This window comes from Actinopolymorpha rutila (genome assembly GCF_013407855.1).
In the GTDB taxonomy this organism is placed as follows: Bacteria; Actinomycetota; Actinomycetes; order Propionibacteriales; family Actinopolymorphaceae; genus Actinopolymorpha; species Actinopolymorpha rutila.
In genome coordinates this window covers 851,238-872,728 of sequence record NZ_JACBZH010000001.1, presented here as the reverse complement: position 1 = coordinate 872,728, position 21,491 = coordinate 851,238, and the positions used below count along the sequence as shown (strand labels likewise).

The following is a 21,491-nucleotide window of genomic DNA, read 5'->3' as shown; positions in this document are numbered from 1 at the left end:
CCAGGAACACGAAAGGAGCCACATGGTGGTCGAAGTCGGGCGGGAGCAGGTGCTGGCCTACCGCGCCGCCGCGCAGGGCCTGGACCGGTCCACCGACGACCCGGTCGAGTTGGGCGTCCTCGACCTCGGCGTGCAGCACAGCGCCGCGCACACCGCCCGGCTGGCACTCAGCGCCCGGCTGCCCCGGCTACCGGAGGGGGACGCCGATCCGTTCGCCGACGAGGGCGCGTTCGCGGTGCTGTGGTCGGTGCGGGGAGCGCCTCACCTGCACCGGCGCGCCGACCTCACCCACCTGGCCCGGGCACTGTGGCCCCGCGGCGAGGCCGACGCGCACTCCCGGCTGGCCGCCGAACGCAAACCGCTCAAGGAGGCGGGGATCGGTGCCCTGGAGGCGTTCGCCACCGCGGCCAAGGCGCTGCGCTCGGTGGTGACCAGGCCGATGCCGAAGGGTGAGGTGAGTGCCGCGGTCACCCGGAAGCTGCCGGACGCGTACGCCTACGACTGCCGGAGCTGCAAGGCCCGCCACGTCTACGGCGGTCTGTTGCAGCAGGTCGGCCTGCCCGCGGGCGTACGACAGGAGTTCGACACCTCCCCGCCGGTGCTGGCTCCGCTGGAGAATAGGCCCGCGGTGCCCAACAAGCCGGCCGGCACCGTCGACGTCGTCCGTGCGTACCTCCGGTTGCACGGCCCCGCGACGGCCGGCGACGCGGCGAGCTACTTCGGCACCTCGCAGGCGGAGCTTCGGCACAGCTGGCCGGACGGACTGGTCGAGGTTCGCGCCGACGGCCGGAAGTGCTGGCTGCCGGAGGAGGACCTGACCGCGTTGCGTGGGGCGTCCGCGCCGGATTACGTGCGGCTGCTGCCGCCGCTGGATCCGTTCCTGCAGTCGCGCGACCGCGACCTGCTGGTCCCCGACCCTGCGCGGCAGAAGGAGGTCTGGAAGATCCTCGGCAACCCCGGTGCCGTCCTGGTCCGTGGCGACGTCGCCGGGGTGTGGCGGGCGAAGTCGGCAGGCCGTAAACGGCTGGCGGTGACGGTGCGGGGATTCGGCCGGATCGGCAGGGCCGAGCGGTCACTGCTCGCGAAGGAGGCCGAGCGGATGGCCGGTGTCCGCGGACTCACGGAGGCCGACGTGACGTACGAATCCTGACAAACCCCTACCTGGCCGGGGCACCGGCGGACCGGGAATAGACCCACGGCACCAGACGCTGAAGCAGATCAGTTGAAAGTTGAACGATCTAGGGAGGCGGCAGCCGTGCAGTTCGGCATCTTCACCGTCGGCGACGTGACCGTGGACCCCACCACCGGCCGGGCCCCCACCGAGCACGAGCGGATCAAGGCGATGACCGCGATCGCGCTCAAGGCCGAGGAGGTCGGACTCGACGTCTTCGCCACCGGGGAGCACCACAACCCGCCGTTCGTGCCGTCCTCACCCACCACGATGCTGGGCTGGATCGCCGCGCGGACCCAGAAGCTGATCCTGTCCACGTCGACCACGCTGATCACCACGAACGACCCGGTGAAGATCGCCGAGGACTTCGCGATGCTGCAGCACCTGGCGGACGGGCGGGTCGACCTCATGCTCGGCCGCGGCAACACCGGCCCGGTCTACCCGTGGTTCGGGCAGGACATCCGGCAGGGCATCCCGCTGGCGGTGGAGAACTACGCGTTGCTGCACCGGCTGTGGCGGGAGGACGCCGTGGACTGGGAGGGGCGGTTCCGTACGCCGCTGCAGGGCTTCACCTCCACGCCGCGGCCGCTGGACGACGTGCCGCCGTTCGTCTGGCACGGGTCGATCCGCAGCCCGGAGATCGCCGAGCAGGCCGCCTACTACGGTGACGGCTTCTTCGCCAACAACATCTTCTGGCCGAAGGGCCACTTCCGCCGGCTCATCAACCTGTACCGCACGCGCTACGCCCACTACGGCCACGGCGCGCCGGAGCAGGCGATTGTCGGCCTCGGTGGGCAGGTGTTCATGCGGGCCAACTCCCAGGACGCGGTCCGTGAGTTCCGGCCGTACTTCGACAACGCACCCGTCTATGGGCACGGGCCGTCGCTGGAGGAGTTCACCCGGGAGACGCCGCTGACCGTCGGCAGCCCGCAGCAGGTCATCGAGAAGACGCTGACCTTCGGCGAGACGTTCGGCGACTACCAGCGGCAACTGTTCCTGATGGACCACGCCGGGCTTCCGCTGAAGACCGTGCTGGAACAGCTCGACCTGCTCGGCGAACAGGTCGTGCCGGTACTGCGGGAGGAGTTCGCCAAGGGCTGCCCGGGCGGCGTACCGGAGGCTCCCACGCACGCGTCCCTGCTGGCTCGCCGCGCCGAGAGTGGTGAGCCCGACGAGTCCACCGTGTCCATCGAGTCCATCGAGAGCGCCGAGTCCGTCGAGAACACTCAGATCGTGAGGAGCTGATCCCGTGAACACCCGTACGCCCCTACGGCTCACGGTCGTTTCGGCCGGGCTGAGCGTCCCCTCGTCCACCCGGCTGCTGGCCGACCGGCTGACCGACGCGACCCGGCGGGCACTGGCCGACCGGGGGCGGGACGTCGAGGTCACGGTGGTCGAACTCCGCGACCTGGCCACCGACGTCGCCAACAACCTGGTGACCGGCTTCCCCTCGCGGCGGCTGACCGACGCCCTCGAGTCGGTGTCCTGGGCGGACGGCCTGATCGCCGTCACCCCGGTGTTCTCCGCCTCCTACAGCGGGTTGTTCAAGTCGTTCTTCGACGTCCTCGACAATGACGCGTTGACAGGGACGCCGGTGCTCGCCGCGGCGACCGGCGGGACGCCGAGGCACTCGCTCGCACTGGAGCACGCCCTCCGGCCGCTGTTCGCGTTCCTGCGGGCGGTCGTCGTACCCACTGCGGTGTACGCGGCCGCCGAGGACTGGGGCGGGCGCGGCGACTCCCTGGCCGAGGGACTGCCCACCCGGATCGACCGCGCCGCGGGTGAACTCGCCGACCTGCTGGCCGGCCGAGCACGCGGAGAGGCGCGCAGCGTCGACGACGGACGGGCGAACGGCGCTGTTCACGCCGCGGACGACCTACGTGCCGCGGAGGAGACCGTCGTTCCGTTCGAGCAGTACCTGGCCGCGCTCAGACCCGAATAGACCACCACAGCCAGCCGTCAGCCACCCGCCCCGTAAGAACTCCGGAGGACCGCGATGACCGACAGGTTCAACACCTTCCGCCCCGACGGCGAGGCCACCGCCGACCGCTGGGCCGGGGCGCTCCACCTCTTCGACCAGGCCGACAAGGCCGACCTGGCTGACCTGGCCGTCCTGGCTGACCAGGCCGGCCGGACGGCTCAGCATGTCGGCTTGGCCGACCAGGCCGAGGAGGCGGCTGCGAACCGGTGGAAACGCGCCGGCCTGATGTTCGAGGAACGCCGGTACATCGAGACCGCACGCCTGCTGGCCGGACTCGTCGAGGAGTTCCCTCGTCATACCTCTGCTCGGCTCCTGCTCGCCCGTGCGTACTACCACTCCGCTCAGCTCAACCGCGCTGAGGAGCAACTGCGCACGCTGATCGACCAGGACCCGGTCGAGCCGTACGCACATCTGTTGCTGGGCAGAGTTCTGGAACGCCAGAACCGTCGTGACGAGGCCGCGACCTGGCTGCGCAGAGCGGACGCCTTCACCGCCGACGCATAACTGCCGGATGGTTCCGTCCTGTGGATCAGGGTCGCCACCCGGGCTCTGATCCACAGGACGCCTTGAATTACACCCGTAGTCGATTCACCTTGTGGACAACGAGTTCTTGTCGGTGGTTGCCGATAGCATTCGATCATGTCTTCGAGCAGCTGGGATATCCCGGCCGGTGGTGCCGCCGGTCGGGTCCAGGCTGCGCTCGACCTGTTGGACCCGGCTCTCGACTCGGCGTGGGTGACGCCGAAGGGCTTCCTGGGCGCGGAGGAGGTCGGTTCGCTGATCGCGCAGGTGCGGGCGAAGAAGGCCCGCCTCGAAGCACTCGAACTGGCGCTGGTGCGCCAGGCCGAGGCCTGCGACATCGGCAAACTCACCGGCGCGCCCAACGCGACCGTCTACCTGCGCACCGCGCAGCGGATGAGTCAGCACGAGTCCTCCGCGACCGTCGGTCTCGCCCGTGACCTCGACAAGGAGGCCCGGTTGACCGGGGAAGCGCTGGCGGCGGGTGTGGTGTCGGTGCGGCAGGCGCAGGTCATCGCCGACGCGATCAAGAAACTCCCCGAGTACGTGGGCCTGGACGAACGCCACCAGGCCGAGGAGTTCCTGATCGAGGCGGCCCGGTTCGCCAACCCCGACGAGCTACGGGTGCTGGGCGAGAAACTGCTGGAACGGATCGCGCCGGAAGAGTACGACCGGCTCATGCGGGAGGAGCTGGAACGCAAGGACCGCAAGGCCGAGCAGAAACGGTCCCTGCGCTACGTCCCCAACGGGATTCCGCAATCGGAGTCGGTGCACATCACCCTGCCCGCGTGGGAGATGGAACTGCTCCGCAAAATCATCGAACCCCTCGCCGAACCCGTCAAAGGAGCCGAGCCGGACAGGCGGCCCATCGACCAACGCCGAGGCGACGCGTTCGCCGAAGCCCTCGGCCTGCTCGCCGCCGCCGCGACCGCACCCGTCCGCGGTGGCAGACCGCCCCAGGTCGCCGTCACCATCCCCTTCGAGACCCTGCTGAAGGGCACCGGTGCCGGAACCATCGACGACACCGCAACCATCATCCGGCCCAGACCCTGCACCTGCCCCTGCACAGACCCCAAATACGCCACCACCAAGAGAACCAACAGCACCAAGAACGCTGATGACACCGGCGTTCCGAAGCCGGAGGAGGCAGGAGGTCAGAACGAAGGCCAAGCCGGTAAGGAGAAACGGCGATCACCCGGCACCGGCTCGCTCACAGACGGGATACCGCCACCGCGAGCACCCGGGCAGCACCCACAACCGAACACTGAAACCGACCCGGAACCCCGTCCCCGAACGGATTCCCACGACGCCGACCCGGGGACCGAGCGGGGAGCCGACCCCGACCAGGTGGCCGCGGGGCCGCAGGCTGCTGTCGATCCGCACGACGGCTGCCCGACGTGTGGAGGCGGCGGATCAGCCCGCTACCTCGGCACCGACGGCAGACCCATCTCCGCCGCCACCGTGCGCAGGCTTGCCTGCGAAGCCGACCTCATCCCCGTCGTCCTAGCCGGCGACGGGCAAGTCCTCGACCTCGGGCGCTCCGACCGGTTCTTCAAAGAGCACCAACGGCGTGCGCTGGCCATCCGCGACGGGAGCCACTGCCACTTCCCCGGCTGCCAGATTCCGGAGCCGCGCTGTATTACGCACCACATGACCGCCTGGGACCACGGCGGACCCACTGACCTCGCCAACGGCGTACTCCTGTGCCGCTACCACCACACCACCGTCCACCACAAAGGCTGGCACGTCCGCATGGGCACCCACGGCCACCCCGAATACGTACCCCCGGAATGGTCCGACCCGCAACGACGAATCCTCCGGCCGTGAAACGGCGAACGTGCACAGGGATTCCGGCGTCACTCGCCGGTCGCGCCGTCGGCAAGCTCGCGGGCGACGTCGAGGTGGCCCGCGTGCCGGGCGTACTCCTGCAGCACGTGGAAGAGGATCCAGCCCATCGACGGCTGGGCGTCGACGTCCGCAGGAAACCGGCCACCGAGCGCGGACAGGTCCGAGAGCGCCGCGCCGGCCACGATCTCCCGGGAACGCGCCACCTGCGCGCGGAATGCCGCCAACAGGTCGTGCACGGACTCCTCCGGGCCCACCCGCCACTGCCCGTCCGGCCCGTCGTCTGCCCACGGGTCGGCGAGCTCCTCGGCCAGGAAGCCCCAGACCAGCCAGCGGCGTTCGACGTGGGTGAGGTGCTTGAGCAGCTGGAGCGGCGTCCAGCCGGAAGGAAGCCGGCTGGTTCGCAGCTCCTCCTCCGACAGGCCGTCGAGCTTGCGGAGCACGACGTCGCGGTAGTAGTCGAGGTAGCCGACCAACAGGTCACGCGGATCGGCCAGAGCGTAGTCAGGCTCGGAAGGTTCACTCACGAGCCAGACCCTAGCCATCCCCGCCCAACGAGGACCGCCGGAGTTCCGCTGGCGGTGTCCTCCGGTAGGCGGCGGTACACCGGCGTCAACCCGACCTTGCGGCCGGTGTCAGCCGAGGCCGACCGTGCGGCCCTGCGCGGCCGAACGCAGGATCGCCTCGGCGACCTCGACGATCGCCAGCCCCTCCCGCATTCCCACCACGTCGCCGCCATCCCGGCCATCCCGGCCATCCCCGCCACCCGTGCCCGGGTCCACGTCCACGTCCAGGTTCGCGCCGGCTCCGTCCCGGTTGCGCAGGATCGCGTCCCGAAACGCCGTGAGCTCGGTTCGCAGCGGCTCCGGTTTGGGAATGGCGTACCGGATCATGTCGCCCTCGGTCACCCCGCGGAACGACGCCATGGTCTCCCACTCCAGCGGGCGGACACCGTTGGCGTGGAACGTCAGGTCGGCCGCGATCGTGTCCGCGACGAACGCGCCGCGTTCGCCGGTGACCACCGTGACACGTTCCTTCATCGGGGACAGCCAGTTGACCAGATGGTTGACCACCGTGCCGTCGTCGAGCTGGCCGACCACCGCCACCAGGTCCTCGTACTCCCGACCGCTCTTGTGCGCCGTGCGCGCCGACACCGACAGGTAACGCCCCCGGGTGACCCACGCGGTGGAGTCGATGTCGTGAGTGGCGAGGTCCTTGATCACGCCGACGTCGGCGATCCGGTTGGGGAAGGGCCCCTGCCGGCGGGTGATCACCTGGTAGATCTCGCCGAGTTCGCCGTGGTCGAGGCGGCCCCGGAGGGCCTGCAACGCCGGGTTGTAGCGCTCGATGTGCCCGACACAGCCGACCAGCCCCTGCGTCTCGAACGCCGCGGCCAGCTTCTCCGCGCCCTCCACCGTCCTCGCCAGCGGCTTCTCCACCAGGGTGTGCACCCCGGCGGCGGCGAGCACCAGACCCACCTCCTCGTGGAACGCGGTGGGTACGGCGACCACACACAGGTCGATGCCCGCGGCGACCAGCTTCTCCACGCCCGGAAGCACCTCCATCCCGCCCGCCACACCGTGCGGGTCTCCACCGGGGTCGGCGACCGCGACCAGCTCCACGCCGTCCAGCGACCGCAGCACCCGCGCGTGGTGGCGGCCCATCATGCCCAGGCCCAGCAGCCCGGCCCGCAGCGCGCTCATCCGGACACCGCCCTGGTCACCTCGGTCGCGACCTGGGCGAGGTCGCGGTCGGACAGGCCCGGATGCACCGGCAACGAGATCGCCTCCCGGCAGGCCCGCTCGGTCTCCGGCAGCTCGACGCCACGTCCGGAGCCGACGGCGTACGACGGAAGCCGGTGGTTCGGGATCGGGTAGTAGACACCGGTGCCCACCCCCGCCTGGGCGAGCCGCGCCTGCACGCCGTCCCGGTCGGGTACCCGCACGGTGTACTGGTGGTAGACGTGCTCGGCGTCCCCGGCCACCCGCGGAGTGACGAGGCCGTCGACCCCGGCGAGCTGGGCGTCGAGGTAGCCGGCGTTGGCTCGGCGCTGCTTGGTCCAGCCCTCGACCCGGGCCAGCTGGACCCGCCCGATCGCGGCCGCCACGTCGGTCATCCGGGCGTTGAAGCCGACGAGCTCGTTCTCGTACCGGCGTTCCATGCCCTGGTTGCGCAGCAGCCGCACCGTGCGGGCGAGGTCCTCGTCCGCACACACCACCATGCCGCCCTCGCCGGTGGTCATGTTCTTGGTGGGGTAGAAGCTGAACGCGCCGAAGGCGCCGAACGCACCCACCGGGCGACCGCCCCAGCGCGCAAGGTGGGCTTGACAGGCGTCCTCGAAGATCCCCAGTCCGTAGCGGTCGGCGATCCGGATCAGCGCGGTCAGGTCCGCCGGGTGGCCGTAGAGGTGCACCGGCATGATCCCGACCGTGCGGGCCGTCACCGCGGCCTCGACCGCCGCGGGATCCAGGCAGAAGTGGTCGGGTTCGATGTCGGCGAACACCGGCGTCGCCCCGGTCAGCGCGACGGAGTTGGCGGTGGCAGCGAACGTGAACGACGGCACGATCACCTCGTCGCCCGGTCCGACACCAGCCGCCAGCAGGCCGAGGTGCAGTGCGCTCGTACCCGCGTTCACCGCCACGCACGGCCGGTCGTCGACCAGCACCGAGAACTCCTGCTCGAACGCGGCGACCTCCCGGCCCTGCACCAGCATGGCGCTGGCGAGCACCCGGTCTACCGCGGCGCGTTCCTCCGCACCGATCATCGGCATCGCGGCCGGGATCGGATCGGGCAGTACGTCGCCCGGCGCCCCTCCGCGTACCGCTCCGTTGCTGCTCACGTCATCGACCCCCGTGGTCGTCTCGGCCCGCGCTCGTACTGCCCGTCCTGCTAGTCCTCGCGGCCCCGGCGGCCCTCGCGCTTCCCGTCGTGCACGTCCTCACGCAGGAGACCCCCGCGCTCGGTGTAGGTGGCGCCCGTACGCGGACACAGCCAGCGTCCGGCGCCCTTGTCCTCCAGTCGTACCCCCGCACGGCCGACCCACCCGACCCTGCGCGCGGGCACTCCGGCCACCAGCGCGAAGTCCGGGATGTCGCGTACGACGACTGCCCCCGCGGCCACCATCGCCCACCGGCCGACAGTCACCGGCGCGACGCACACCGACCGGGCACCGAGGGAGGCGCCCTCGCGGACCGTCACCCCGACCGCCTCCCAGTCGGCGGCGCGTTTGAGCGTGCCGTCCGGGTCGACCGAACGCGGGTACTGGTCGTTGGTCAGCACCACCGCGGGCCCGACGAAGACCCCGTCCTCCAGCACCGCCGGCTCGTACACCAGCGCGTGGTTCTGCACCTTGACCCGGTCACCGATCCGGACGCCGGCGCCGACGTAGGCGCCGCGGCCGACGATGCAGTCCGTGCCGAGCACGGCGTTCTCCCGGATCTGCGCCAGGTGCCACACCGCGGTCCCGTCGCCGAGCCGCGCCGTCTCGTGCACGTCGGCGGACTCGGCGACTGAAAGTGTTGCCATGAACTCAGAGCGTAACCATCTCGGTTCATTCCGGGGCGGCGACGCGCATCACCTTCCGGATCGCCTCCACGGTGTCGTCGATCTCCCGCTTGGTCAGCGTGGGATGCACCATCAACATCAGCGACGTCTCACCGAGTTCGCGGGCCACCGGCAGCGGATGCTCGGGCCGGCCAACCCCGTCGAACGCCTTCTCGCGGTAGATCTCCGCGCAGGCACCCTGCAGGCACGGCACACCCTCCGCCTCGATCGCGGTCATCACCGCGTCCCGGTCCCATCCGGGCGCCAGGCGTTCGGGCCGGACGAAGGCGTAGTACTTGTAGTACGCGTGCCGCACGTCCGACGGCGGGACCGGCACCCGCAGCCCCGGCACGTCGGCCAGGCCCTCGTCCAGCACCGCCGCGAGCGCGCGCCGGCGTTCGGACCACGACGGCAACCGGGCCAGCGCCCGCCGGCCCTGCGCGGCCTGCACCTCGGTCATCCGGGCGTTGGTGCCGAACGACTCGTGCAGCCACCGGAACCCCGGCGGGTGCGTCCGCTCGTACACCGCGGCGAAGCTCTTGCCGTGGTCCTTGCGTTCCCACACCGTGCGCCAGATCTCCTCGTCGCCCGTGGTCACCGCGCCGCCCTCGCCAAGCGTGGTGATGATCTTGTCCTGGCAGAACGACCACGCCGCCACGTGTCCCAGCGTCCCGACCGACCGGCCGGCCAGCCGCGCGCCGTGCGCCTGCGCGCAGTCCTCGACCACCACCAGGTCGTGCCGGGCGGCCAGGGACATCAACTCCGCCATCGGCGCCGGCCAACCGCCCAGGTGCACCGGAATCACCGCCCGGGTCCGCGGCGTACGGACCGCGTCCACGGTGGCCGCGGTGAGCGTCTGGCTCACCAGGTCGATGTCGGCGACCACCGGCCGCGCGCCGACCGCCACCACGGCGCTGGCGGTGGCCACGAACGTCCGCGCGGGTACGACCACCTCGTCGCCCGGGCCGATCCCGACCGCCTGCAGGGCGAGCTCGAGCGCGACGGTTCCGTTGGACAGCGCCACCGCGTACGGCGCACCGACGGCGGCCGCGAACTCGTGTTCGAACGCCCTTCCCTCCACGCCCGTCCAGTAGTTGACCCGGCCCGACCGGAGCACCCGCACCGTCGCCTCGATCTCGTCCTCGGCGAACACGGGCCATGGTGGGAACGCCGCCGTGCGAACAGGGGTGCCACCCGCGACCGCGAGAGCATCTCCGGAGGTGGCAGAGGTGGCAGACGTGCCGAACGTGCCGAACATGCGCGTTCAGCCTCCCAGGGTGGGTATAGGTCGGACAGGATCGCCCCGCCGACCACGTGGGGTACGGGTGGCGACGCCGACCGTGGACGAACCGTCCGGGCCGGCCGTAGCCGCCCACCCCTCTCGTCCCCGCATCCCCGCGCCGTCGAACGGGCCGGAGCATGGGAGTTCGCGCCCGACCGGGAAGGGCTGCCAGGTGCGACTCTGCCGGATTCCCTCAGCGGGGGAATGTGGACGCTGGGACCGGGGCCACAAATGAAGAACGGGTTCCTGACCGAATCGCCACTCATCGGCTGGACACGTCGTCCAGCAGGGCTTCCAGTCGCGTCGCCATGATCGAGCGCGAGACGTGCCGTTCCACGTACTCGCGGCCGCGTGCACCCATCCGCGCCCGCTCGTCCGCGCCCCGGTCACCCAGGTCGCGGAGCGCGGCGACCAGCGAGGGCAGCGAGGGCTCACCCGGCTCGGCCGAGCCGCGCACCGCGCAGCCGGCCTCGACCAGCCGGCGTTCCAGTTCGCCGCCGACGTTGGTGACGACCGGGAGCCCCGCCGCGAGGTAGTCGTACAGCTTGTTCGGGCTCAGCGCCTCCTTGAACAACTCCGCCTGGGCGAGCGTGTGCAGCCCCACGTCGGCGGCGACGAACACGTTCGCGAGCTGCTCCTTCGGCACCGCGGGCAGGAACCGCACGTTGCCGATGGCCTCCTCGCCCGCCCGGGTGACCAGCCGCGCCTTGTCCAGCCCGTCCCCGACCAGGACGAACGTGCAGCCGGGCAGCTCGCCGGCCGCGTCCAGGATCAGGTCGAGGCCGTTGGCCGGGCCGTGCGCCCCGGCGTAGACCGCGACGAAGCCGTCCGCGCCGAGTTCGGCGCGCGCCTTGTCCCGCGACACGGTGGCCACGAAGTCGACGGGATCGGCGCCGTTGCTGATCAGTACGACCCTCTCCGGTCGTACGCCGAAGGCCGCGAAGTGGTCCTGCCAGCCGTCGGCGACGGCCACGATCGCGTCCGCGGACCGGTAGACGAACCTCTCCAGGGCGACCAGCATCCGGTGCGTCCGGGAGCCGTCCGCAAGGTAGCCGAGCTCCACCATCGACCGCGGCCACAGGTCCCGGATCTCCACGACGAGCGGAACCCGCCGCAGCCGCGCCAGCAGCCAGCCGGCCAGCGGGGTGAGCAGCGGCGGGGACGACGCGTACACCACGTCGTACCGGCCCGACCGTAGTCCGGCGACAGTTGCACCCACCGCGTACGTCAGCCAGTTCAGCACCCGGCCGGGGCCGTTGGACTCGTAGTTCGGGACGGGGACGGTCACGAACGCCGGCGACCGGCTGGAGAAACGTTCCCGGGTGGTGTAGTTGCGGTTGCCGGCCACGATGCGGTGGGACCAGCGCGAGAGGCGGCCGAACAGCTCCACGTGGCGGGTGCCGCCGCCCTGCGACCGCGGGAGGGCGGACTGGTTGAGGACCAGTACCCGCCGGGACGTCGAGGGACTCTGGGAACGCCGGGAACGCCGGGAACGCTGGGAACTCCGGGAACGCTGGGGACTCTCGCCTCGGCTCATGAGGGTGCTCGGCTTCCCGAAAGGCGCGGACGTGGTCGCGGCCGGTCCACCTCGGGCGGCCCACGGCGAGTCCGGCGAGGCGCGATCCCGCGGCGGGTCCGCCGCAGGCTCAGCCGACGGGTGCGCGCGCGCCTGGCTGCACCGTCGCCGGCCGGCATGAGGTAGATGACGGCCACCGCCAGCAACATGCCGTGGGTGAGGAAGACCGTCAGCATGGCGGTGTTCGACACGCTGAACGCCGACTGCGCGAGGGCGGCCAGAGCCATGCCGGCCGGCAGGCCGCGGGCGGCACTGTCGGCGAAGTGCAGCACCGCGGCGAGGATGCCGGTGAACACGAAGACGCCCACCAACCCGAAGTTGGCGTAGGCGTCGGCCCAGAGGTTGGCGTTGGCGCTCGTCTCCGGATTCCCGTAGAAGACCTGGCCGATCAGGAACGGCGGCTTCAGGTCGTACGGATAGTCCACCCAGTGCGACAGAACGCCGTAGCCCAGGTGTCCCTTGGGGTTCTGCAGGAAGAACTCGAAGTGGTACTTCGTGTTGACCGCGCTGGTGAGCACCATCCGGCGGACCAGGATCGACGACAGGCCCCACCCGCCGCGGGCGAAGTCGATCGCGGTCACCGCGAACACCCCGCATCCGGCCAGGACACCGACGCGCCGGCCGATCCGGGCGAGGTCGGTCGTCCGCGCCAGCACCACCACCCCGGCGGCCAGCAGCGACGAGAACAGCAACTGCTTGAAACCGGTGATCGAGACGAGGTACAGCTCGGTGAGCACACCCAGGGCGGCCCAGCCCCAACGCCTGGTCATCAGGCCGCGGGCGATGGCGACCGGCGCGATCACGTTGCCGAGCCAGGGAACGACGTACACCGCGATCTTGGGAACCTCGCCGAAGGAGTCCCGGTAGGTGTCACGGACCTCGTAGATCTCCGACAGCGACACCAGCCGCAGGTGCAGGCCGTAGTAACCGACGACGACACCGGTCATCACCAGCCAGAGCAGGGCGTACGCCGGCCAGTAGACCCGCGCCGGGATCGCCGGCGGGCGGAACGTCCACAGCGGTACGGAGTAGATCCCGCCCAGCAGCCAGAACGCGGCGGCCACCCCGCCGACCATCAGCCACACCGCCGTGGACAGGTCCGTGGTGAACATCGGCAGGACGTGCACCGGGGCCACCACGACCAGGAACAGCATCCAGTACACGATCGCGGAGGGGCGCTCCCACGACAGCGGAAGCCGCCGCGCGCACAGCAGGTAGGTCGGCGCCACCGCGATTCCGACCAGCGGGTTGGGCGCCACCTTCTCGAACCCGAGGTAGGCGAACGCCGGCGCGATCACCAGGTAGTGGCACGCCATCAGGCCGAGCGCGTAGACCGCGAGCCAGGCCACCGTGCGGCCACCAGCCCGTGGCACGCCGCGCGACAGCGGCCGGTCGCCCGGGTGGCGGCGCCGCGGGATGCGCACCCGCCGGGTACGCGGGCCGGAGTTCGGCCGGCCGTTCCCGATCCGGTCGGACGTACGCGGCCCGGAGGTCTCCCGATCCGCCGCCCGCGGCCCGGTCGCTGCACTAGGCACGGCGCATCACCCACCAGACCAGCGCCAGGACGCCGCCGTAGGAGAACACCAGCACCCCCGCGTAGGCGGCCACGCCGGCCAGGTCGGAGCCCCCGAGCAGCCACACCAGCCACGGCACCCCGATCACCAGCACCAACCGGACGGCCTCCCAGCCCAGCGCGAGGCCCTGGCGTTCCACCAGGTTGAGGACGTTGGAGACCGGGCTGGCCACGAACTGCGCGAGGAACGCCAGCGCCAGCAGTTGGGCGTACGCCCCGGCGCGTTCCCACTGCGCGCCGAACACCCAGCCGAACGCCCACGGCCCGACCAGTGACAAGACGATCGCCGGTCCGGCGCCGAGCAGCGCGAGCCGGCGTACGGCCAGCCAGGTGAGCCGGGGCAGCTCGCCGGTCGCGTCGCGCCGGGCGCTCGCGCCCCGGCCCAGGAACACCTGCGCCACCGCCTGCCCGACCACCGTGGCCGGCAGGGCGAGCAGCCGGGTGGTGAACGCCAGCCAGCCGGTGGGGTTCTGGCCGTACGTCAACGAGAACAGGACGTACGGCGCGTACTGTCCGGTGTTGTTCAGCAGCGCCGTCCACGTGGTGAGCAGCGGGAACCTGCGGAAGCGGCGAACCGCCGCGCGGACCTGCCCGGCCGTCACCGGCTCCCGCCGGCCCGCGACCGGAGCCGGGAACAACCCGCCGCGGGCGATCGACGCCAGGCCGGCGGCCCGGCCCACGCCCATGCCGAGCAGCAACCCCAGCGGTGCCAGCCCGGCGAACCCGAAGCCGAGCTGCGCTCCGGCCGTGCCGACGCCCTGCAGGGCGTTGCGCCCGGCGATGTCGCGGTACCGCTGGTTGCGGACGAGCACCGCACTCACCAGCTGGAACACCGCGATCACCGCCACGGTCGGCGGCACCAGCCACCACGCCGCCCGCAGGCCGGCCAGCGTGGGGTTGACCGCCCACAGCCCCGCACCGGCCACGCCCAGCAGCCAGATCGCGACCGCCACCACGACCGTGCCGGCCAGCCCGGCCCGCAACACCGCGCGGGTCTCGGCGTCGTCGCGCGCCAGCGGGATGGCGAGGTCCATGCGCAGGCCGGCCAGCACCGCGCCGATCGAGACGACACCGGTGAAGATCTGCAGGAGGGCGAAGTCGGCCGGGCTGTAGAGGCGGGCGAGGACGGGAGCGGCGGCGATCAGCAGCCCCTGGCCGAGGACCGCGCCGAGGACGATCTCCGCCACCCCGCGCCGGGCACCGGTCCGCCGGGGCACGGTGCGCGCACCGTCCACGCCGGGCTCGGTCACGGCCGTTCGTACCGGCGCGGCACCGGCCGCGGGGAGGTCGGACGTCACGCGGTCGGCGCCACTCATGGGGCTCTGGCGGCGCGCAGGTCGGCGGGCAGCAGGCTGTCGTACAGCGCCAGCAGCTTCGCCGCCTCCGGCCCGAAGGAGTACCGCTCGTACACCGCCTTGCGTCCGCGCCGGCCCATCGCCGCCGCCTCCACCGGGTCCGACAGCAGCCGCGACACCGCCTCCGCGGCCGCCCGGCCGTCCTCGGGGTCGACGGTGACGCCGGCCTCCGCCTCGTCGAGGATCTGCTTCCACAGCGGGAAATGGGATGCCACCACCGGCATCCCCTCGGCCATGTACTCGAACATCTTCGTCGGGAGGTTCCGTTTGTACGCCTCCGGCCCGACCTGCAGGATCAGGCCGACGCGGGACTCACCCAGCAGCTCGCGGACGCGCTTCGGCGGCTGCACGCCGACGTACTCGATCAGCCCGGCGAGTTCCGGCTCGGCCAGCCGTGCCTCCAGGTCCGGCGGCATGAACGTCCCGATCAGGGTCAGCCGCTCGCCGTGCCGGGGGCCGGCGATCCGGGCCACGTCGAGCATGGCCGACAGCCCGCGCAGGTCCGACAGCCCGCCGACGTAGACGATCCCGCGCGGCCGTCGGTCGTACGGGATCTCCGCCGGGCGCTCGGCGTCCGCCTCCTGGCCGACGTCCGGCCGGTCGGTCGGGTCGTCGCCGGGCAGGATCGGGAAGTTGTTCACCACCACCATCCGGCGCGCGCCGGCGTAGACGCTCTCGACCAGCGGCGACGCGGCCACCACCGCGGTCACCCCTCGGCCGGCGAGGCTGACCAGGATCCTGGTGGCGCCGGCCACCAGAGGACGTAGCCGGGGCGGGATCCAGGGCTTGGCCAGGATCTGCGCGGGCAGCGGCTCGTGCGCGTCGAAGACGACGTTGCGCCCGTACGCCCGCAAAGCCATCGCCAGCGGGACGAGTTCGGGGTCGTGGAAGTGGTAGACGTCCGCGTCGTGGGCCAGCAGCGGGCGGAACAACCTCCAGACCCCGACGGTCATCCGGGCGGCCCGGCCGGACAGCCGCGGCACCGGCACCACGCGTACGCCGTCCTGCTCGTACGGCGCGTCGTGGAGCCCGTCGGTGCGGGCGTACAGCACGACGTCGTAGCCGGCCGCGGCGAGCGTACGACACTCCTTGTGGAAGATCCGGATGTCGGTGGCGGCATGGACCGTCGACACGTGCACGGCCCTGGGCCGGCGGACCGCGCAGGTGTGCGCGTCGACGGCTCGCGGGTGGGACGCGGGGTTCGCGGTCATCGCCTCGTCCAGATGGTGGTGGTCAACGGGTCCGCTCCGTCCACAGGTCTCGCGTCGGCCCCGGGGAGGTCCGCACCCCATGCACTTCTCCCCCGGCCGGGCGTACGAGTAAACGACGCCCGCCCCGCGTACAGTACGTGTCCACTCCGGTACGCTGCGTCAAACCCGGCCACTTCGGTGAGCCCGTCACCGCCGCGCGGTGCGAGCCCGCGGCATGCAGGAAGAACGTCCGGCGAGCCGGCCCGATTCGGACCACAGCCACGGGACAGGAGTCTCATGCTCCTCGCCCGAGATCGGTCCCACCTCGCGCCGGGCTTCACCGCCGGATACCGACAAGGACCGCCCAGGAAGGTTGCGCCGGTGGAGTTGCGAGAGTGTCTCCGACTGATCCGCACGCAGTGGAAGTTGTTGCTGGTGTGTGTGGTGGTCACGGTGGTCGTCGCGGCGATCGTCGTCCTGCGTACGACGCCGACGTACGAGTCCACCGCGACCCTGTTCGTCAGCGTCACGCCGCAGGACGACTCCACGACCAGCGCCTACCAGGGCAGCCTGTTGTCGCAGCAGCGTGCGCGTTCCTACGCCGACCTCGTACGCGGCGATGCGGTCACCACCGCCGTGGTGAAGAAGCTCCGGCTGCCCATGTCGGCCGCGGAGCTGAGCTCACACATCTCCGCCCGGGTGCTCCCGGACACCATCCTGCTCGAGATCACCACCACGGACACCGACCCGGCCCGCGCCCAGCGGATCAACGAGGCCGTGTCCCGCCAGTTCGTGGTGTTCGCCAAGGACCTCGAACGCCCGGACGCCCGATCGCCGTCCCCGCTCCGGGCGACCGTCGTCGACTCCCCGAGCCGGCCGGATTCGCCGGTGGCGCCGCAGCCGGTGCGCACCCTGGCGCTCGGCCTGCTCGCCGGCCTCGTGCTCGGTGCCGGTGTCGCCCTGCTGCGCGAACTGACGGACCGCACCATCAAGAACACCGACGCGCTCAACGCCTGGACCGGAGCGCCGAACCTCGGCGTCATCCCCCACGACCCGCAGGCACAGGCCAAGCCGCTGGTGGTCCACCTGGAGCCGCGCTCGCTCCGGTCGGAGTCCTTCCGGCAACTGCGTACCAACCTGCAGTTCGTCGATGTCGACCGGCGGCCGAAGCGCATCGTCGTCACCAGTTCGGTGCCCGCGGAGGGCAAGACCACGACGACCTGCAACCTGGCCATCACCCTCGCCCAGGCCGGCCGGCGGGTGGTGCTGGTCGAGGGTGACATCCGCCGCCCCCGGCTGGCGGAGTATCTCGGGGTGGAGGGTGCGGTCGGCCTGACCAGCGTCCTGGTCGGGCGGATCGCGGCCGAGGACGCGCTGCAGCCGTGGGGCGACATCCCCCTGGAGGTGCTGGCCGGCGGCCCAGTGCCGCCGAACCCGAGCGAACTCCTGCAGTCCCGGGCCATGGAGTTGCTGCTCGGCGACCTCGAACGCCGCGCGGACGTCCTCCTCGTCGACGCGCCGCCGCTGCTTCCGGTGACCGACGCCGCGATCCTGGCCCGGATGGCCGACGGCGCTGTTCTCGTAGTCCGTCACGGCAGCACCACCGCCGACCAGGTGGACATCGCGGTCGGCAACCTCGCCAAGGTCGACGCGCGGCTGCTGGGCACGGTGCTCAACATGGCGCCCACCAGGGGGCCGGACGCACGGACGTACGGCTACGGATACGACTACGGCCGCGACGCGGTGGTCGAGGAGGTCGTCGACGACGGCGTGGAGAGCGTGGTGGGCGTCCGGTCGCGGACCACGGGTTAGCCGGCCGGGACGGCCTGGCTGGAGGGCGATGGCGAGGCGCCCTGCGGAGACTGCCGGCCCCACGGCGCTCGGGTCCACTGCCGGCCGGCGTCGGTGGTGACCCAGACGGCCTCTCCCCTGACGAGGTAGGCGCGATCGCCGTCGGCGGAGATGTCGGGACGATCCCCGCTTCGCGCCTCGTCACCGGACACGCAGGCCATCAGCTTCCAGCTCCGCCCACCGTCGGTGGTGCGGTTGACCAGCACTCCGTCACAGTTGGGGACGCCGGTGCGAGCGACCAGCCCGGTTCGTTCGTTCACGAAGTCCAGGTCGGCACCCCCCTTCACGTTCCCGCGCCGGCTCCATGTTGCGCCGCCGTCGCCGGTCGCCATCACCTCGCCGCCGTCGCACAGGACGAACGCCCGCCGTGACGACAGCGTGCTGAACCCGACCACGTCGACACCCTTCTCGCAGGGGACCACGGCGTCGCCGGTGGGTGCGTGCAGCCGGGGCGCGGATCTGGGCTCGAGGTACCAGTTGCCGCTGGTGCCGTCCAGCCTGGTCCAGGTCCGGCCGGCGTCGGTGGTGACGTACGTCGCGAGCTTGCGACAGTCGGCGTCCGCGCCGATCAGGGACGTGTTCCGCGCGTCCTTCGTGATCAGCCGGACGATGACCTCGGCCGGACGTATGTCGGCGAGGTCGAAGGTCCGGCCACTGTCGGTGGACAGCTGCAGGGTCGCCCCGCCCCGGCCGCATTTACCGGTCGTCGCCCGGGCGACGGCGGCGCCCGCGCCGATGTCGACCAGCGCGCGGGACCGGACGGGCGGGCTCGCGGGCGCGCTGGTGGGCGAGGGCCCCGGAGTCGCCGGGGGTTCCTCCCCGGGCGACGGGGAGCCGGCCGAGTTGTCCGTAGCCGAGTTGTCCGTCTTCGAGTTCTGCGTGACCGTCCCGAGGACCGACTCACCGGCCGAGTGCCGGATCGCCATCGTGACGAACATCGCGTCCGCCACCACGAGCCCGGCCAGTCCAGTGACTGCCACCATGCCCTTCCACCGCATGTGTGGTGCATTCCCGGGATACGAAAACCCGACACCTCGGTCGGCACGACCGGGTCACCCGCTAGCCTGACCGCCGTCCGGCGGTCATCCGCGTCCGCGCACGCCAGCCCACGACCGGATGCCCGCAACCCCCACCTCGACGAAGGGGAGTTCAGCGACCGTGGCCCGCGTCATGCTCGTCTACGGCACCCGGCCGGAGGCCATCAAGATGGCTCCCGTCGTCCGGGCACTCGGTGAGTCCGCCGACATCGAACCAGTCGTCGCCGTGACCGGCCAGCACCGCGAGATGCTGGACCAGGTGCACGAACTCTTCGACATCACCCCCGACCACGACCTGGCGATCCTCGCCGCGCGGCAGACCCTGGGGCAGGTGACCACCCGCGCCCTGACCGGGCTCGAACCCCTCGTCGCCGAGATCGCACCGGACGCGGTGGTGGTCCAGGGCGACACCACGACGACGTTCGCGGGCGCGCTCGCGGCGTTCTACGCGCAGGTCCCGGTGGTCCACCTCGAGGCGGGCCTGCGCACCGACAACCGCTACTCGCCGTTCCCGGAGGAGATCAACCGCCGGCTCACCACCGAGCTCGCGACCCTCCACCTGGCGCCCACGCGGACCAACCGTGCCCACCTGGAGGCCGGCGGGGTGGCGCCGGAGGCGATCACCGTCACCGGCAACACCGTCATCGACGCGTTGTTCGAGGTCGCCGGGCGCCGGCCCGCCTACACCGACCCCGACCTCGCCCGCACGGTCGACGCGGCGGCGGCCACCGGCCGGCGGCTGGTGGTGGTCACCGCCCACCGCAGGGAGTCGTGGGGCGAGCCGATGCGGGACTCCTTCCGCGCCGTCGCCGAGGTCGCCCGGGCGCACCCGGACACCGACTTCGTGTTCCCCGTGCACCGCAACCCGGTGGTCCGCGACGTGGCGGCGGCCGAACTCGGCGCCGAACCCAACGTGCTGCGCACCGAGCCGCTGTCGTACGCGGAGTTCGCGCACCTGCTCGGCAGCGCCCACCTGGTGGTCACCGACTCCGGCGGCGTCCAGGAGGAGGCACCCAGCCTGGGCAAGCCGGTGCTGGTCCTGCGCGACACCACCGAACGCCCCGAGGCCGTGACCGCCGGCACGGTGCGGTTGGTCGGCACGGACCGGGCGACCGTCCGCGACGCGCTCACCGAACTCCTCGACGACGAGCGGGCGTACGCCGCGATGGCGGGCGCGGTCAACCCCTACGGCGACGGCAAGGCGGCCGCCCGCAGTGTCGCGGCGATCGAGGAACTTCTCGGGCTGGGTGTACGGCTGCCCGACTTCACCGGCTGAGCACACTCACCGTTCGACGCCTCGCCAGGCACCGCGGCTGTCCACCACCTCGGCACCGGCGAGGTGTTCGGGCTCGATCCCGGCGAACTCGTCGTGGTCGACCAGCAACGCGAGCACCCCGGCCCGTTCGAGCGCGGCGGGGGCACCGACCAGCTTCACCCGGTCGTACGCCCCCAGGGCCGTGGGCAGCGTGCGCACGTGCGGCTCCACCACCAGCACCGGCACGTCCGGCAGCGCGGCGGCCACCCCGGTCACCACCTCCACGGCCGGGCTCTCCCGCAGGTCGTCGACGTTGGCCTTGAACGCCAGCCCGAAGCAGGCCACCGGCTCACCCGGGCGGGACCGCGCCGCCGCGACGATCCGGCGTACGACCTGGCCGGGACGGTCGTCGTTGACCTCCCGCGCGGTCCGCATCAGCCGGGTGTCCTCGGGCGCCGCCGACACCAGGAACCACGGGTCGACCGCCACACAGTGCCCGCCCACCCCGGGGCCGGGCCGCAGGATCTGCACCCGGGGATGCCGGTTGGCCAGCTCGATGACGTCCCAGACCTCCACGCCGAGGCGCTCGGCGACCTGCGCCAACTCGTTGGCGAAGGCGATGTTGACGTCGCGGTAGGCGTTCTCGGCCAGCTTGGTGAGTTCGGCGGTCCCGGCGTCGGTGAGGTGCAGCTCGCCCTGGGCGAAGGTGCGGTAGACCTCGGCGGCCCGCTGCGCGCAGGCCGGGGTGATGCCGCCGATCACCCGGTCGTTGGTGACGATCTCGATCATGATCCGCCCGGGGAGCACGCGTTCGGGGCAGTACGCCACGTGCACGTCGACCGGCCCGGCGGCTCGCTGGTGGGCCAGCACCAGGTCCGGGCGCAACTCCGCGAGCCACTCGCTCACCTGCAGCGTGGTGCCCGGAGGGGAGGTCGACTCCAGGATGACCAGCGCTCCGGGGCGCAGCCGCGGAGCGATCTCCTCGGCCGCAGCACGAACGTAGGACAGGTCCGGTCGGCGGTCGTGCTTGAACGGCGTGGGCACGGCGATGATGTACGCCGCGGCCTCCGGCATCCGGGTCGACGCACGCAGCCGGTCCATCGACACCGCGCCGCTGACCGCCACCGCGAGGTCCGGCTCGACGAACGGCACCTCGCCGCGGTTGACCGCCCGGACGGTGTCGGTGTTCACGTCGACGCCGCGGACCTCCACACCCTGGGTGGCCAGCGCGGCCGCGGTCGGGAGGCCGATGTAGCCCAGGCCGACGACGGCCACCCTTCCTACTACTCGCGTCACGTCTCTGCGCCCCCGGT

At 71.9% G+C, this 21,491-nt stretch carries 18 protein-coding genes; 7 read left to right on the top strand and 11 right to left on the bottom strand.

Going from position 1 to position 21,491, the window contains the following annotated elements; translation table 11 throughout:
• Positions 1 to 22: 22 nt before the first annotated feature.
• The 5 genes from F4554_RS03800 (at position 23) to F4554_RS32890 (ending at position 5,498) form a co-directional block, all read left to right on the top strand.
• The gene (locus tag F4554_RS03800; RefSeq protein WP_179786078.1) at positions 23 to 1,150 is read left to right on the top strand and encodes a winged helix DNA-binding domain-containing protein; all 1,128 of its coding nucleotides are present in this window, start codon (positions 23 to 25) and stop codon (positions 1,148 to 1,150) included.
• 105 nt (positions 1,151 to 1,255) lie between these two features.
• A complete protein-coding gene (locus F4554_RS03795; protein WP_179786077.1) occupies positions 1,256 to 2,416 on the top strand; it encodes a CE1758 family FMN-dependent luciferase-like monooxygenase in 1,161 nt (386 codons plus the stop codon).
• 4 nt (positions 2,417 to 2,420) lie between these two features.
• Positions 2,421 to 3,113, top strand: coding sequence for a CE1759 family FMN reductase (locus F4554_RS03790; RefSeq protein WP_179786076.1), 693 nt, complete (start codon positions 2,421 to 2,423; stop codon positions 3,111 to 3,113).
• A gap of 54 nt (positions 3,114 to 3,167) precedes the next feature.
• The gene (locus F4554_RS03785) at positions 3,168 to 3,656 is read left to right on the top strand and encodes a tetratricopeptide repeat protein (protein WP_179786075.1); all 489 of its coding nucleotides are present in this window, start codon (positions 3,168 to 3,170) and stop codon (positions 3,654 to 3,656) included.
• Positions 3,657 to 3,791: 135 nt separating this feature from the next.
• Positions 3,792 to 5,498: an HNH endonuclease signature motif containing protein gene (locus tag F4554_RS32890; RefSeq protein WP_179786074.1), complete on the top strand. Its 1,707-nt coding sequence runs from the start codon at positions 3,792 to 3,794 to the stop codon at positions 5,496 to 5,498.
• 29 nt (positions 5,499 to 5,527) lie between these two features.
• Here the strand turns inward: F4554_RS32890 and F4554_RS03775 are convergent, their stop codons facing one another.
• The 9 genes from F4554_RS03775 to F4554_RS03735 all read right to left on the bottom strand — a co-directional run bounded on the left by F4554_RS03775 (position 5,528) and on the right by F4554_RS03735 (position 16,056).
• Positions 5,528 to 6,043 carry a DinB family protein gene (locus F4554_RS03775; protein WP_337795862.1) on the bottom strand — a complete coding sequence of 172 codons (516 nt, stop codon included), beginning with the start codon at positions 6,041 to 6,043 and terminating at the stop codon, positions 5,528 to 5,530.
• A 108-nt stretch (positions 6,044 to 6,151) separates the two neighbouring features.
• Complete coding sequence (locus F4554_RS03770) at positions 6,152 to 7,219, bottom strand: Gfo/Idh/MocA family protein (protein WP_179786072.1); 1,068 nt, start codon at positions 7,217 to 7,219, stop codon at positions 6,152 to 6,154.
• Complete coding sequence (locus F4554_RS03765) at positions 7,216 to 8,286, bottom strand: DegT/DnrJ/EryC1/StrS family aminotransferase (protein ID WP_179791280.1); 1,071 nt, start codon at positions 8,284 to 8,286, stop codon at positions 7,216 to 7,218. The genes F4554_RS03770 and F4554_RS03765 overlap by 4 nt, the downstream gene beginning before the upstream one ends.
• 119 nt (positions 8,287 to 8,405) lie before the next feature.
• Positions 8,406 to 9,041: an acyltransferase gene (locus tag F4554_RS03760; RefSeq protein ID WP_179786071.1), complete on the bottom strand. Its 636-nt coding sequence runs from the start codon at positions 9,039 to 9,041 to the stop codon at positions 8,406 to 8,408.
• A 25-nt stretch (positions 9,042 to 9,066) separates the two neighbouring features.
• Positions 9,067 to 10,317 carry a DegT/DnrJ/EryC1/StrS family aminotransferase gene (locus F4554_RS03755; RefSeq protein WP_179786070.1) on the bottom strand — a complete coding sequence of 417 codons (1,251 nt, stop codon included), beginning with the start codon at positions 10,315 to 10,317 and terminating at the stop codon, positions 9,067 to 9,069.
• Positions 10,318 to 10,603: 286 nt separating this feature from the next.
• Positions 10,604 to 11,878 (bottom strand): glycosyltransferase family 4 protein, encoded by a 1,275-nt coding sequence (locus F4554_RS03750; protein WP_179786069.1) that lies wholly within the window; start codon positions 11,876 to 11,878, stop codon positions 10,604 to 10,606.
• Positions 11,875 to 13,452 carry an oligosaccharide repeat unit polymerase gene (locus F4554_RS03745; RefSeq protein ID WP_179786068.1) on the bottom strand — a complete coding sequence of 526 codons (1,578 nt, stop codon included), beginning with the start codon at positions 13,450 to 13,452 and terminating at the stop codon, positions 11,875 to 11,877. The genes F4554_RS03750 and F4554_RS03745 overlap by 4 nt, the downstream gene beginning before the upstream one ends.
• Positions 13,445 to 14,806: a lipopolysaccharide biosynthesis protein gene (locus tag F4554_RS03740; RefSeq protein ID WP_179786067.1), complete on the bottom strand. Its 1,362-nt coding sequence runs from the start codon at positions 14,804 to 14,806 to the stop codon at positions 13,445 to 13,447. Before F4554_RS03740 ends, F4554_RS03745 begins: the two co-directional genes overlap by 8 nt.
• Positions 14,803 to 16,056, bottom strand: coding sequence for a glycosyltransferase (locus tag F4554_RS03735; RefSeq protein ID WP_179786066.1), 1,254 nt, complete (start codon positions 16,054 to 16,056; stop codon positions 14,803 to 14,805). Before F4554_RS03735 ends, F4554_RS03740 begins: the two co-directional genes overlap by 4 nt.
• 360 nt (positions 16,057 to 16,416) lie before the next feature.
• Here F4554_RS03735 and F4554_RS03730 point away from each other — a divergent pair, with 360 nt between their 5' ends.
• Positions 16,417 to 17,847, top strand: a complete 1,431-nt coding sequence (locus F4554_RS03730) for a polysaccharide biosynthesis tyrosine autokinase (protein ID WP_179786065.1) — start codon at positions 16,417 to 16,419, stop codon at positions 17,845 to 17,847.
• On the opposite strand, the gene F4554_RS03725 is transcribed toward F4554_RS03730, so the two are convergent.
• The gene (locus F4554_RS03725) at positions 17,844 to 18,869 is read right to left on the bottom strand and encodes a sialidase family protein (RefSeq protein ID WP_179786064.1); all 1,026 of its coding nucleotides are present in this window, start codon (positions 18,867 to 18,869) and stop codon (positions 17,844 to 17,846) included. The genes F4554_RS03730 and F4554_RS03725 overlap by 4 nt on opposite strands.
• Before the next feature lie 133 nt (positions 18,870 to 19,002).
• Here F4554_RS03725 and wecB point away from each other — a divergent pair, with 133 nt between their 5' ends.
• Positions 19,003 to 20,199 carry a non-hydrolyzing UDP-N-acetylglucosamine 2-epimerase gene (wecB, locus tag F4554_RS03720; protein WP_202889136.1) on the top strand — a complete coding sequence of 399 codons (1,197 nt, stop codon included), beginning with the start codon at positions 19,003 to 19,005 and terminating at the stop codon, positions 20,197 to 20,199.
• A 6-nt stretch (positions 20,200 to 20,205) separates the two neighbouring features.
• On the opposite strand, the gene wecC is transcribed toward wecB, so the two are convergent.
• A complete protein-coding gene (gene wecC, locus F4554_RS03715; RefSeq protein ID WP_337795861.1) occupies positions 20,206 to 21,474 on the bottom strand; it encodes a UDP-N-acetyl-D-mannosamine dehydrogenase in 1,269 nt (422 codons plus the stop codon).
• Positions 21,475 to 21,491 lie beyond the last annotated feature (17 nt).

What these genes read in the sequence shown, in the direction of transcription:
- F4554_RS03750 (WP_179786069.1), bottom strand. Translation starts at nt 11,878, where the DNA reads ATGAGCCGAGGCGAGAGTCCCCAGCGTTCCCGGAGTTCCCAGCGTTCC.
- F4554_RS03740 (WP_179786067.1), bottom strand. Translation starts at nt 14,806, where the DNA reads ATGAGTGGCGCCGACCGCGTGACGTCCGACCTCCCCGCGGCCGGTGCC.
- F4554_RS03800 (WP_179786078.1), top strand. Translation starts at nt 23, where the DNA reads ATGGTGGTCGAAGTCGGGCGGGAGCAGGTGCTGGCCTACCGCGCCGCC.
- F4554_RS03765 (WP_179791280.1), bottom strand. Translation starts at nt 8,286, where the DNA reads ATGCCGATGATCGGTGCGGAGGAACGCGCCGCGGTAGACCGGGTGCTC.
- F4554_RS03785 (WP_179786075.1), top strand. Translation starts at nt 3,168, where the DNA reads ATGACCGACAGGTTCAACACCTTCCGCCCCGACGGCGAGGCCACCGCC.
- F4554_RS32890 (WP_179786074.1), top strand. Translation starts at nt 3,792, where the DNA reads ATGTCTTCGAGCAGCTGGGATATCCCGGCCGGTGGTGCCGCCGGTCGG.
- F4554_RS03735 (WP_179786066.1), bottom strand. Translation starts at nt 16,056, where the DNA reads ATGACCGCGAACCCCGCGTCCCACCCGCGAGCCGTCGACGCGCACACC.
- F4554_RS03725 (WP_179786064.1), bottom strand. Translation starts at nt 18,869, where the DNA reads ATGGTGGCAGTCACTGGACTGGCCGGGCTCGTGGTGGCGGACGCGATG.
- wecB (WP_202889136.1), top strand. Translation starts at nt 19,003, where the DNA reads ATGCCCGCAACCCCCACCTCGACGAAGGGGAGTTCAGCGACCGTGGCC.
- F4554_RS03770 (WP_179786072.1), bottom strand. Translation starts at nt 7,219, where the DNA reads ATGAGCGCGCTGCGGGCCGGGCTGCTGGGCCTGGGCATGATGGGCCGC.
- F4554_RS03755 (WP_179786070.1), bottom strand. Translation starts at nt 10,317, where the DNA reads ATGTTCGGCACGTTCGGCACGTCTGCCACCTCTGCCACCTCCGGAGAT.
- F4554_RS03760 (WP_179786071.1), bottom strand. Translation starts at nt 9,041, where the DNA reads ATGGCAACACTTTCAGTCGCCGAGTCCGCCGACGTGCACGAGACGGCG.